At 53.1% G+C, this 12,889-nt stretch carries 8 protein-coding genes; 7 read left to right on the top strand and 1 reads right to left on the bottom strand.

Features of this window, described 5'->3' with window-relative positions; genetic code table 11:
* Positions 1-189: 189 nt before the first annotated feature.
* A complete protein-coding gene (locus MK110_08155) occupies positions 190-1,518 on the bottom strand; it encodes a PQQ-binding-like beta-propeller repeat protein (protein ID MCH2211261.1) in 1,329 nt (442 codons plus the stop codon).
* Positions 1,519-2,090: 572 nt separating this feature from the next.
* Between MK110_08155 and MK110_08150 the strand changes: the two genes are divergently transcribed.
* The 7 genes from MK110_08150 (at position 2,091) to MK110_08120 (ending at position 12,682) form a co-directional block, all read left to right on the top strand.
* A complete protein-coding gene (locus MK110_08150) occupies positions 2,091-3,431 on the top strand; it encodes an HlyD family efflux transporter periplasmic adaptor subunit (protein MCH2211260.1) in 1,341 nt (446 codons plus the stop codon).
* A complete protein-coding gene (locus MK110_08145) occupies positions 3,428-6,652 on the top strand; it encodes an efflux RND transporter permease subunit (GenBank protein ID MCH2211259.1) in 3,225 nt (1,074 codons plus the stop codon). Before MK110_08150 ends, MK110_08145 begins: the two co-directional genes overlap by 4 nt.
* A 295-nt stretch (positions 6,653-6,947) precedes the next feature.
* Positions 6,948-7,469: a hypothetical protein gene (locus MK110_08140; GenBank protein ID MCH2211258.1), complete on the top strand. Its 522-nt coding sequence runs from the start codon at positions 6,948-6,950 to the stop codon at positions 7,467-7,469.
* Between the two features lie 28 nt (positions 7,470-7,497).
* Positions 7,498-9,267 (top strand): adenylate/guanylate cyclase domain-containing protein, encoded by a 1,770-nt coding sequence (locus MK110_08135; GenBank protein MCH2211257.1) that lies wholly within the window; start codon positions 7,498-7,500, stop codon positions 9,265-9,267.
* A gap of 29 nt (positions 9,268-9,296) precedes the next feature.
* The gene (locus MK110_08130; GenBank protein MCH2211256.1) at positions 9,297-10,238 is read left to right on the top strand and encodes an amidohydrolase family protein; all 942 of its coding nucleotides are present in this window, start codon (positions 9,297-9,299) and stop codon (positions 10,236-10,238) included.
* A gap of 87 nt (positions 10,239-10,325) precedes the next feature.
* On the top strand, positions 10,326-11,036 hold the full coding sequence (locus MK110_08125) for a DUF1080 domain-containing protein (protein ID MCH2211255.1): 711 nt from the start codon (positions 10,326-10,328) through the stop codon (positions 11,034-11,036).
* 368 nt (positions 11,037-11,404) lie between these two features.
* Entirely contained in the window at positions 11,405-12,682 is a 1,278-nt protein-coding gene (locus MK110_08120) for a Gfo/Idh/MocA family oxidoreductase (protein MCH2211254.1), read from the top strand.
* Positions 12,683-12,889: the final 207 nt, after the last annotated feature.

The raw sequence follows: 12,889 nt of genomic DNA, 5'->3' as shown, positions 1-12,889 counted from the left end.
GAGTTACTTCTCGCGTGCTGGTAACCTCCTCCCACGAGGAGAAACAGAGATCGGTGTCCCACTGTGCCGTTTCCCGACATCCGTAGTCCGGACCAATAACGGCTTTTTCACCACGGCCCTGGCGAACCTGAGTCAGACGTCCCTCCGTCTTAAATCCTCTCCAAACGACTATTGTCTGTATCCGGCGAATCACGGATTGGCATTCAGCGGCGGTCCAAGGCACACCAGTTGTTCACGACGTTCAGAACCACTGCCAACTCCGACTCGCAGAAATAACTGACCACCGGCAGCCGCCGGACTCGCATAACAGTCACTTCCAATTTTATTGCGAGCAATAGATTCGTATTTGTCATTGTTTACCGCAAAGACAAATGTCTCACCTGACAGATTTGGAACATAAACAAGATTGTTACAGACGATGGGTGATGCACTGAAATTTCCCACCAGTCGTTCGCGCCAGACGATGTCTCCTGTGCCCGCAGACCAGCAGTGAGCGAGTCCGCCGTCCGTAACTGCAATCACGTAATCACCCACCGCAACCAGTGATGGCTCATAAGCTCTTACTTTATCCGACCAGATCAGCTCACCACGATCAGAAAGACAAACAGTTTCGGACTCCGGGTAGCCACCGCTGGCAAAAATCAAATCACCTGAGGTTACAATCGTGCCACAGGTTGCCTCAGCAATGCAGGGTGTTCGCCACAGTTCGTCCCCCGTGGAGGGATCATAACTTGTCACAGCATCACAACCGCTGATCAGCAACTGGTCGCGACCACCCACTGTGGCCACGGCAGGACTGGAATAGGTAGCAACATTCCCCCGACCGATTCGCCACGCAATTTTTCCACTGCCGGAATCAACCGCTGTCAGGTAACCACCACCAGGATTATCCGCTGCGATGATGACCAGTGATTTGTAAAGGATCGGTGACGGAGCATAGCCGAATTTGGAGACAAATTTTCCAATTTCTTTTTGCCAGACAAGTTCACCCTGCAGATCAACTGCAGACGCTGTAATCCTGTCCGAATTCAGAAACGCCGTATACACACGTTCGCCGTCGCAGGCTACTGTTCCATTGGCATGCGTGCTTTTGTGATGAATGTCCCCGGCCGCCGGAAACCCACCTTCGTGTATTACGCTGGTCCATTCCTTCTCACCGGTTCGGCGATCGAAAGCAACAATCTCCTGAATCTGTTCCTTCTCCAGAGCGGTGGCCAGATACACAGAGTCACCCGCCACTGTCGGCGAACTGTGACCACGGCCGGGGACGTCAGAACGCCAGACCAAATCCGTGGATTCGCTCCAGACAGTGGGTAGCGACTGATCGGGAGCAACCCCGTTACCCGCCGGCCCCCGCCAGACCGGCCATTCCAGAGTGTCGATGGCAACTCCGTGGTCGACAACATTGACACCGCTGTCACTCACCGAAACCTCGTCCACGGTGTGGGTGCGTCCGCATCCACCACCGGCAGCCGCCAATATCAATGTCAACACACAGATAAACCGCAATCGTTTCATCGTTGGCGTCCTGCACACATTTCGCACGTAACTCGCACACTGACCATAAAGTTTGTGCCGATTGATGCCGACTGTCCAGTCGATTCAGTTCCCCTGTGTCAGACCAAATCATTCAAACCGGCTGACTGAAACAAAACATGGTTCATGTGATCGGTCTCTGTGCCCGCTGATCGATTCAAACCGGCAGTCACTATGACTGAACGAATGAACAGCCACGTCAATTCGACTATATTGTGCCAGGTTCTGCGAACAGACAGCCCGAACGGTTCCTCACCCGTTCGATCGCAGGAATTTCCTGATGCAGAACATCCTGAACAACATCGTTCGTATGTATAGTTGTATCTATCGGCATCGACTGCACCAGGCATGCGAAACATGGGTTCTCCGGACAAACCTGCAAACGCTATTACCGCTGAGGTACTCACAGCTCCGGTTTCCGGCCACATTCGGTCAGACGGTCCGGCCCAGTGGAAGCAGAGCTGCACCCGTCTGTCGAAACATCAGTTGTTTCCGGCGGGTATACAGTGGCTGGTATATTTGTCGGACACAAAATTCACACGGAGAACTTCGACGTGCAGATTCTGAAAAAGGTTTTGCTGTGTTTTGCCATCCTGGGCACCGGCATTAGTTACCTGGTGTATTTCGGACGGCCTGCAAAGGTGCTGCAGAATCAACAGCAGTCGGAGACAAGGCCCCTGGTAAAAACAATAACAGTTTCCAGTCATAACGAGCCGTTCGTCATCGAAATGGACGGCAACGCCAATTCGCTGAGGACCACGACCGTGGCTGCTCAGGTCAACGGCCAGATCAAACGACGACCATCAAATGCCCGAAGTGGTATGTTTGTCCAAGAGGGAGATATCCTTTTCGAGGTCGACGATACAAATTACAGACTCGAACTCGAACACCTGGAAGCTCAACTGAACCAGACCGATGAAGAAACGGCGTCAGTTGAAGTTGATATTATCAACACCAGTGAACTGATCACGCTGGCTAAAGAGGATGCCCGACTGCAAAAGAAACATCTGAACAGAATGACAGATGCCTTCGCCCGAAAATCTGCCTCGGAGACTGACGTCGAGTCAGCCCTCCGACAGGAAATTTCAACTCGAAATGCACTCCAGACCCTGCTGAATACAAAACGATCCGGACAGCAGATGCTGAAACAGATGGCCGCGACCAGACAACTGGTCACGGCCCGGATCAAACAGGCCCAGGTCAACCTGGAACGCTGCCGTGTGCAGGCTCCTGTTTCCGGAACAATTGTCGACGACATCGCAGAACAGGGAGATTACATCAGAGACGGCGACGAGCTCGTGCATATCAGTGATTCCAGTCAGATTGAAGTCCGCTGCAGCCTGCAGGCGGATGATCTGGTCTGGGTTCTGAGAAAGGCCAGCGCATCAGCAGCATCCACAGAAGCCATGCTGGCTGATCCACTCGCCAATCCAATTCCGTGTGATGTGACCTACGAATTTGGTGGTGCTGAATTTCTGTGGCAGGGCAGTCTTTCGCGGTTCGAGGGTACTGGAATTGATCGTGACACCCGAACATTTCCCTGCCGCGTGACGGTTGCAGAACCCGACAGTTATCGCGTCAACAAAAGACAGAAACGAAATCTCAGCATTGCACCTATTCTGTCTTCGGGGATGTTCGTCACTGTAAAACTTCCGATTTCCGGACTCGGAAAACTGCTGCGTGTGCCGGCGAATGCCGTACGGCCGGGAGAAAACGTCTGGGCCGTCCGGGATGGAATTATGCAGGTAATCAGTGTCAACATTCTGGAGTCGACCGATGATTACATGCTGATTGAGTCAGACGAATCCGGTGTGAGAGAAAGTGATCAGCTTGTCATCTCACCTCTGATCTCAGCCCGGGATGGAATGGAAGTCCGTGAGGAGAGCCTACAGTGAGATCAATCATCGCCTGGTCAGTTCGCCACACGCCCGCTATGAACACGGTTATGGTGGCAATCCTTGCCGTGGGTTTGCTCAGCGGATCCATGCTGCGGCGCGAAGAGTTCCCGCAGTTTGATCTGGAAATCATTCTGGTGGCAGTAGCGTATCCGGGCGCCAGTCCCGAAGAAGTCGAAACCGGGATCTGTCAGAAAATTGAAGAAGCCGTCCGGACGGTCGAGGGAATACGGAAGATTACTTCTGTAGCGATGGAAGGAACGGGCAACGTCGTCATCGAAGTTCGTGCCGACGTACCGAGCGTCCAGAACGTCCTGAACGAAATTCAGTCGGAAATAGAACGAATTCCCAGCTTCCCGGACCTGGCAGAGGAACCGGACATTCGTCAGGTCACATTTCGTTCTCCGGCAATCACAGTGGGTGTTGTGGCGAAGCAAAAGCTTCAGACTGATGCACTGGACCTGGAACTGCGTGATGTCGCGGAGAACGTTCGCGACAACCTGCTGTTGATCAATGAAATCTCAGCAGCCAACATCGTTGGTGAACGCGATTACCAGATCGACGTGGAAATCCCTGAAAAGACACTTCGTCAGTACGGGTTAACGCTGTCCGAAGTTGCCCGACGACTTCGACAGCGCAACCTGGAACTCCCCGGCGGGAGTCTGCGAAGCTACGGCAACACTTATTTACTCAGAGGCAAGGCCAAACGGCTGCGGGGAGAAGAAATCGCGAAGATACCGATCCTCACCAGTCCGGACGGCGTGGTTCTGACCGTCAGTGATTTAGGAACGGTCAGAGACCAGTTTGTCGATACAACAGCCATCAGTCGCATCAACGGGCGGCCTGGCCTGGCCATCACGGTCAATGCCGGAAAGAGAGACGATTTACTGTCGATGGCCAATGCCGTCCGCGATTATGTGACAACCACAGTTCCCCCGTCTGGCTACGAATTTGTTATCTGGGGCGATTCCTCGGTTAACGTTCGTGACCGCCTCGACCTGCTCCGCCGCAATGGTCTCCAGGGACTGGCGCTGGTGCTGATTGTACTTGCACTGTTTTTGGAAATCCGACTGGCGTTCTGGGTTTCGATGGGAATTCCGGTTTCGCTTCTGGGCGCCTGTGCAGTACTGCTGTATTTCGATCACACCCTCAACATGCTGTCGCTGTTCGCATTTCTGATCACTCTGGGCATCGTGGTCGATGATGCGATTGTCATCGGTGAAAATATTTATGCGCACCAGGAATCGGGTAAGCCGTTCATATCTGCGGCAATTGAGGGAACACTCGAAGTGGTACCGTCGGTTGCAATGTCTATTGCAACAACGGTTGTGGCGTTCACGCCCATGCTGTACGTGACGGGAACCATGGGCAAATTTTTTGCGGTGATGCCGGTGTCCGTCATCGCTATGCTGATTATCTCACTGATCGAAAGTACACTTATTCTCCCCTGCCATCTCGCGCACGAACGAAACACATCCATTCCGTATTCGGCAGGACTCAACCGATTCACGGGCAGTCTCCTGACTCGATTCGTGGCTGCAATCTATACCCCGCTGGTGAAATACTCAGTGAAGAATCCGGCTGTTACCTGCTGCACAGCCCTCACCATACTCCTGCTGACCGCATCGCTGGTTACCAACGGAACGGTGGAACGAATTTTTTTTCCCAAAGTGGACAGTCCGGAAATTGTCGCAGATGTGGTATTCCCCGACGGAACGCCTGCAGGTATCACGGATCAGACAACCGAACGAATCGAAAAGGCCATCATCGAAATCGGAAAACAGCACAGTTCTGCGAATTCGGCACTGATCCGGTCGATCCATCGTGTGGTGGGAACAGCCAGCAGCCAGGGAGGTGGCGGGGGAATTAGTAATCGTGGCGGCGGGGAAGGCAGTCACGTCGGACACGTTAATGTCGAACTGGCAGAGAATACTCAGCGCACGATGACCAGCGCTGAGGTTCTCGACAGATGGAGAGAGCTTGTTGGTGAAATTCCGGGCGTCGAGTCGATCCGGTTCCGGGCGCAGTCCGGCGGACCTGCAGGCAAATCACTGGAATTCAAATTGCTGGCGACTCCAAATCACATGACAGATCTGGAATCGGTTGTCGAAGCCACAAAACGAAAGCTGGAGACATACGATGGCGTTCGGGACGTAGATGACGATTCACGTCCTGGCAAATGGGAATTGCAGCTGAAATCCCGCCCGAACGGTGTGGCCATGGGAGTTCCTCTGGAACAAATCGCCCGTACAGTTCGTGCCTCCTATTATGGAGAAGAAGTCATGAGGCTGCAGCGAGGTCGTCACGAAGTGAAACTGATGGTTCGCTATCCTGCAGCCGATCGCAACTCACTGGCCGCACTGAATGAAATTCGGGTGGATGCGGGCGACGGTGTTCAGCGTCCCATCTCGGAACTGGCACAGGTGGATGTCGTCCGCGGCTATTCCGAAATCAACCGCATCAATCAACGTCGATCGATCACGATTAGTGCTGACGTGGAAGAAGGCAGAGGAAATGCTGAAAACATTGTTAATGATCTGCAGGCGACTTTTTTGAACAAACAGCTTGCCGATCACCCCTGGCTGAGTATTCGCTGGGAAGGTCAACAGGAACAGCGAGCGGAATCGCTTGCCAGTCTGGTCACAGGAATGGGTGTGGCTCTGATTGCTATCTATGTGTTGCTGACGATTCAGTTCAATTCGTACATTCAGCCGGCAATTGTGATGGGTGTGATCCCGTTCGGGTTCGTGGGAGCCATCTGGGGACATGCCATCATGCATCTCCCTCTGACCCTGTTCAGTATGCTGGGGCTGGTGGCACTGACGGGAGTCGTCGTGAACGATTCGATCGTACTGGTGGATTTCATCAACCGCCGCGTCAGAGCCGGTATCCCACTGCACGCAGCCATTCTGGAGTCGGGTACCCGACGATTTCGCCCCGTACTGCTGACTTCCCTGACAACAATTGCCGGTCTGTTACCGATCCTCACAGAGCAGTCCTTTCAGGCGCAAATGGTGATTCCCATGGCGGTCAGTCTGTGCTTCGGACTATCGCTGGCCACACTGCTGGTACTGGTGCTGGTGCCCACATTTTACTCGATCTACGGGTCAATCGTGGGAGACCGAATTGCACAGCACGTTCAAACCGAAACAACAGACGCTCCTCAGCCTCATAACGATCAACTGTCGGGACAGCGTTCACACATTCCCACCTCCCAGTGATTACACTCGGAATCATCGCATCCAACCACCCGCAAAGAATCAGGCAAATCACTGACAACCCCGGAGCATCTTTCCGGAAAGCAGACTCCTGCTGACAGCGCAACTTCCCGACTTTGTTACCCGGCGCGAAGAATAACGGAGTGAAACGATGCGAGGGGCTGCTACAGCTGAATTCTGCGAAGGATACTGATAAGATGAATGACAAAGTTGAGCGATGCTGAGTAGTTCCTGCAAAGTTGAGTTCGGTGTGTGTCCGATCGACATTCGTCAAACACGTCAATCAGGAGTCTTAAAGATGTCCCGCTCTTTAGGCCAAACCATCGGTGATGGCTTGAAACTGTCTGTCAATTACGCCGAACAGCTCATTCAGGGTGTTTCGCCCCAAAGTTTTGGTCGGCTGGCCGCGCCCGGTGGTCAAACGATCGATTCAAATCATCCGGCATTCATTTTCGGACACCTTGCTCTTTATGGTCCAAAAATTGCCGGGATGGCCGGCGGACAGGCACCGATTGTACCCGAAGGATTCGAGGTAGTATTTGCCAAAGGAATGAAGTGTGTCGACGACCCCGACGGCTCTGTCTATCCCCCTATGCACGTGATTACCGAGTCATTCTTTGCAGGATACCGATCCGCTGAAGATGCAGTCACTGCAGCCACCGACGAACAGTTGGCCCAGCCCAATCCGCTGGAAACAATGGCAGAAAAATTCCCGACCCTCGGTTCAATGTGCAACTTTATGTGTTCGGGTCACATGCTGATGCATCTGGGACAATTGAGTACCTGGCGCCGCATGCAGGGGCTGGGTCCCTCCGCATAAATGGTCCTGTTTGGGAATTTCGGCTTTCATGCTCAGACTGCTTGCATTTTATGACGACCGCCGACTGGATCGTCAGTTCGTGCTTGCCGCCGGTGAATCCAAAATCCTTGGACGTGGAGAAGCGGCGGACTTCCGCACTGACTGGGACACTCGAATCTCCAGACTGCACGTTCGTGTGGAAACCCGCAGCGACGCAATCCGAGTGACTCGCCTGAATGAATCCGTCAACCCTGTCTTTGTTGACGGTAATGAGATCCAGACGTCGGAACTGCGTTCCGGACAATCGTTTGTAATTGGAGATTCCAGATTCGAACTCGGCCAGGTGACTCAAAGTGACTCCCCTCGCAGTTCCGGCGGACAACAACTGGCGATCGACCGGCGGCAGCTGCAAAATATTCGTTATGAAGATGCTGACAAACGTATCGAAGTCCTGACGAGCCTGCCGGCTGTCATCAGAGAGTCCGGCGTGGAACGTGATCTGCACATTGCCCTGCTGGGCCTGCTCCTGGCGGGAATTCAGCATGCTGACGGGGCCGCTGTCGTCAGCATTGATGAAAACAACAAAGCACGTGTACTGCATCAGGAACGTCGTTACGAAACAAACGGGCTGCTGCAGCCAAGTACCAGAATGATTCATAACGCGATCACTCAGCAAAAATCAATTTTGCATGTCTGGGACGAAACCACATCGAAGGAGAACGCCACAGCGTATACTCAACAGGCAGAATTCAACTGGGCATTCTGCACTCCATTTTTTTCGGATGTTGTGCAGAATCGTGTATTTTACCTGGCCGGTCGGAGCCCTGTCACAGCGACCCGAACGAGTCGCCAACATCTGCACGCGGACATTAAGTTCACCGAATTCATCGCCGAGATTGTTGGCTCACTGCAGAGGCAGCAGGAACTGGAGCGACAGCAGGCAGGTCTGCGTCAGTTCTTTTCGCCACCGGTTCTGGAAGCCGTTGGCAGCGATCTCGACACATCGCTGCTGGAACCCCGGGAATGCGATGTGACGGTGCTGTTTTGCGACCTGCGAGGATTCAGCCATCGTGCTGAGGAACAGGCCGACAATCTTATGGGACTGCTGGAACGTGTCAGTCTCGCTCTGGAAGTGATGACCAGTCAGATTCTGCGATTCGGCGGTGTCACCGGTGACTTTCAGGGGGACGCAGCATTAGGTTTTTGGGGGTGGCCAATATCAACGGACGAATCACCATTGAACGCCTGCCGGGCTGCACTGGCGATTCGCAGCGAATTCGAAAAAGCTCGTGCCGACCCGCAACATCCACTGACTGACTTTGAAACCAGTGTCGGAATCGCGTACGGCAGGGCCGTTGCAGGAAAAATCGGTACGCGTGAGCAGGTCAAAGTCACTGTATTTGGTCCGGTCGTAAATCTGGCAAGTCGTCTTGAAGGCATGACACGGAAGCTTCACGTTCCGATTTTGATTGACCAGTATCTGGATCAACTGGTGAGGACACAGCTGTCAGCGACGGAAGGCCGGGTTCGCAAACTGCTGCGACTTCTGCCCTACGGGATGGACCGTCCGTTAATGGTCAGTGAACTCGTACCACCGGAATCACTGCTGCCATCTCTGACACAACAGCACCTGGATGATTTTGAACGAGGAGTGGAAGCGTTTATTCAGGGAGACTGGAACAGCGCATGGTCCTGTCTGCATCGAATGCCCCCGGAAGATCGGGCACAGGACTATCTGGCCATGCAGATCACTCAACACAACAGAAACGCGCCCGCAAACTGGGATGGAGTTGTTCGCAATCTGAACAAGAGCGGGTAGAGCTTTTAAGTTTTTCGGAGAATCCTACCATGAACCCGCAATCACCGATGTCCCGAAGAGGAGCCATTGCCGCCGGAGTCGCAATCGCTGCTTCCGGCAGCAGAACGGCCTGCTCATCGGAAGCAGCCGGGCAAACGCCGTGGATCGACGCTCATTCACATATCTGGACTCCGGATACGAGCGTCTTCAAGCTGGCACCCGGAACCACACCGGACGACCTTGCTCCCCGGAGTTTCACTGACGAAGAGCTCATGGCCGTGGCCCGACCTCATGGTGTCGGACGAGTCGTTCTGATTCAGCACTCACCATTTCACGGCTTTGACAATACGTATCTGATCGATGCATGGCGGCGCCACCCGAACACGTTTCGCGTCGTCGGCATGGTGGATGATTTGAGGCCCAACTGCGGAAAAGTGATGAAACAGTTGCTTCAGTGCGGCGTGACCGGCTTCCGTATCAACCCGCGAAAAGGAATTTCGGACTGGCTGAAGACGGACGGGATGACGGAAATGTGGCAAACATCTGCTGAAACCAAACAGCCGATGTGCTGCCTGATCGACGCAGATCAGCTCCCCGCGGTTGATGAAGCCTGTCAGCGTCATCCGGAGACTCCGGTTGTGATTGATCACTTTGCCCGGATCGGTATCGACGGCACGATCCGGGACACTGATCTGTCCCGGCTGTGTCATCTGGCGAACCATACACACGTCAAAGTAAAGATCTCCGCATACTACGCGCTCGGAAGAAAACAACCACCTCATCACGAATTGATTCCTATGATCAAAAGGCTGTATGAAAGCTATGGACCGGATCGGTTGATGTGGGCCAGCGACTGCCCGTACCAGCTGACCGGTTCCAGTACTTACGCCAGCTCAATTGATCTGGTACGGAACTGCCTTGAGTTTGCCGACGAACAGGATCGTCATAAGCTGCTTACCACCACAGCTGAACGCACATTTTTCTACGTGTAAACGGACAGTGCGCTCGTTCAGCCACCTCTTCGCTGTCGTTGCCAACTATTGGTACAGGGTCAGGCCCTTTCAATCCGGAGCACTTCCATGAATTCACTGTTCGGCATCGGTCATACGTCGATATTCGGTGCAGTACTTTTGTTCAATATGTCAGTTTCGGCACACGAAGAATTCGTTTCCATGTTCGATGGAAAAACACTGAACGGTTGGAACGTTGCGCCGGTCAGCGCGAAAGATGCCTGGACTGTCAAAAACGAAATGATTATTGGCAATGGCGACAAAGGTCGCGGCTATCTGGTCTTTGAAAATCATGATATTGCTGATTTCGAAATGAAACTCAGCTACCGCTTTCCCGGCAAAGGAAACAGTGGTGTCAGCATCCGCGCACGCAAAGATGAAACCGGTCGGCGTGATTTTCAAAGCTATCACGCCGATTTTGGGCACGCCGGAATCGGAAACACAATTCTCGGTGCCTGGGATTTTCACACCCCCGGCCGCAGAGAGCATCGCTGTTTTCGAGGAGACCGTCTGGTGATTGACAAAAATGACCAACCAACAATTACCTCGATCAATAAAGCTCTGTCGGTCGATGACATTCACAAAGGTGACTGGAATGAAGTGCATATTATTGCACGCGGCAACAAATTCAGCTTTTATCTCAACGACAAACCGGCCTCAGAGTTTACCGAATATCTCCCGAACGAAAAACGACTCAGTCGCGGTATGATTCAGCTTCAGCTTCACGATCCCGGCATGTTTGTGCATTTCAAAGATCTGCGAATTAAGATTCTGGATTGATCACACAGCACATCCGCCAGACCAACGTTTGACAAAATTTTCCGGGCCTCAGCCGTGATCGAACACTGACCAGACTGGCTCCCACTGCAGGTAGTCCTGTGGTTTTGTTAACCTCGTTGATGATAGCCTGATGTGGTGATGTCACGCACGTTTGGCCGGAAACGCAGGATTTTCATCCCTGAAAACTCCTGCAAAACGAGTGAAGACGGTTCAGTGTTTTTTTTTAGTGGTTTCCGTGTATTCTCTAGCCTGGCCCGCATGTGACACCAGTATTCCCGGACTTTCAGTTAAACCGCCACCTGTATTTGTCCCGCTGCGTCACAACCCTCACCCTCCACGGTCTTTGACCACTGTCAGGCAGACTGAGTATGTCTCTCTATTCTCGGCGTTCAGCTTTAAAACTCAGTACAGCGGCAGTCACGGCTCCTCTTTTTCTGCCATCGCGGCTGTCGGGTGCCGATGACAGGCTGAACATTGGTGTGATCGGTGTGGGAGGAAGAGGACGGTCTGACCTGGCAGCGGTAAGTACCGAAACTATTGCCGCCGTCTGCGATGTGGATGAACAACGATTAGCCGCAGTCTCAAAACAACATCCAAATGCCACAACGTACTACGACTATCGACAGCTGCTCGATCAGGACAATCTGGATGCGGTCGTGATTGCCACGCCGGATCACAATCACGCCCCCGCCACGATCGGAGCGTTGAAACGGGGTTTACACGTCTATTGCGAAAAACCCCTGACACATACGGTGGCAGAAGCCCGCATCATTGCTCAGCTCGCCTCAGAAAAAAATCTGGCGACTCAGATGGGTACACAAAACCATGAACACCCCGGATATGTCAGTCTGGTGAGGATGTTGAACTCCGGTGTCATCGGAGATGTTCAGGAAGTTCACATTATTACCGACCGTCCCGGTCGATGGTGGGACCAGGGAATCGATCTACCAAAGGAAACACCGGCTGTTCCCGAACACCTGCACTGGGATCTGTGGCTGGGACCGGCCGCCGAACGTCCGTACCACCAGGCCTATGCACCGTTTCGCTGGAGAGGCTGGTGGGATTTTGGATGTGGGGCAATTGGGGATATGGCCATTCATCTGATGGATCCGGCTTTTCAGGCGTTGAAGCTGGGAGGTCGTCCGGTGAAGGTGTTTTCCGAGGGGCCGCCCCCCAGTAAACACTGTGGTCCAACACAAATGAAAACCACCTTTACCTTTCCGGCCTACGATGGAAAAAAGAAAGTCGTGATTTACTGGTATGAAGGCATGTCGAGTCCCGCCGACGCGGTTCAGGCCAAACTTCCCATGAATGGTTCGCTCTTTATTGGATCCAAAGGCAAAATATCAATTGCACACGGCAGGGCCCCACAGATCCTGAACGCGAACCCCGCTACGGAACAAGAACCTCTGCCAGCCTTTTCAGACACATATCATCATCAACAGTGGATAACGGCCTGCAAAACAAATTCTCCCACCGGCAGCCATTTCGGTTACGCAGGGCCGTTTACTGAAGTGGTACTGCTGGGCAACGTTGCCTACCGGAAAGGAGGTACCATCTCGTATAATCCTGCGACCATGAGCACTGGTGATAACATTGCAGACGCGTTACTTCGTAAGGACTATCGACACGGCTGGAGTATCTGAAAACTGACTGAATCAGACCTTCGGTTGTACTCCACTGCCGGGGTCAGTCTGTCTGCAGAAACCGGTCACTGACCCCCTGTTGCCCCGTGTGCATCCTGTCGTCAGCTGGGTATTTTAAGACAGGGTCAATAAAATCATTTGTGGAACTCATCAGACAAACGAGCGTGTACACAATGGCAGATTTTTGTGAATATTCAGAGCATGAAA

Source organism: Fuerstiella sp., from assembly GCA_022447225.1.
GTDB lineage: Bacteria > Planctomycetota > Planctomycetia > Planctomycetales > Planctomycetaceae > S139-18.
The sequence above is the reverse complement of the archived record's forward strand: the minus strand, read 5'-3'. Positions and strand labels throughout refer to the sequence as shown.

Bases quoted from the DNA above. Each gene is read 5' to 3' on its own strand.
- MK110_08120 (MCH2211254.1), top strand. From the start codon at position 11,405: ATGTCTCTCTATTCTCGGCGTTCAGCTTTAAAACTCAGTACAGCGGCA.
- MK110_08130 (MCH2211256.1), top strand. From the start codon at position 9,297: ATGAACCCGCAATCACCGATGTCCCGAAGAGGAGCCATTGCCGCCGGA.
- MK110_08155 (MCH2211261.1), bottom strand. From the start codon at position 1,518: ATGAAACGATTGCGGTTTATCTGTGTGTTGACATTGATATTGGCGGCT.
- MK110_08135 (MCH2211257.1), top strand. From the start codon at position 7,498: ATGCTCAGACTGCTTGCATTTTATGACGACCGCCGACTGGATCGTCAG.
- MK110_08140 (MCH2211258.1), top strand. From the start codon at position 6,948: ATGTCCCGCTCTTTAGGCCAAACCATCGGTGATGGCTTGAAACTGTCT.
- MK110_08125 (MCH2211255.1), top strand. From the start codon at position 10,326: ATGAATTCACTGTTCGGCATCGGTCATACGTCGATATTCGGTGCAGTA.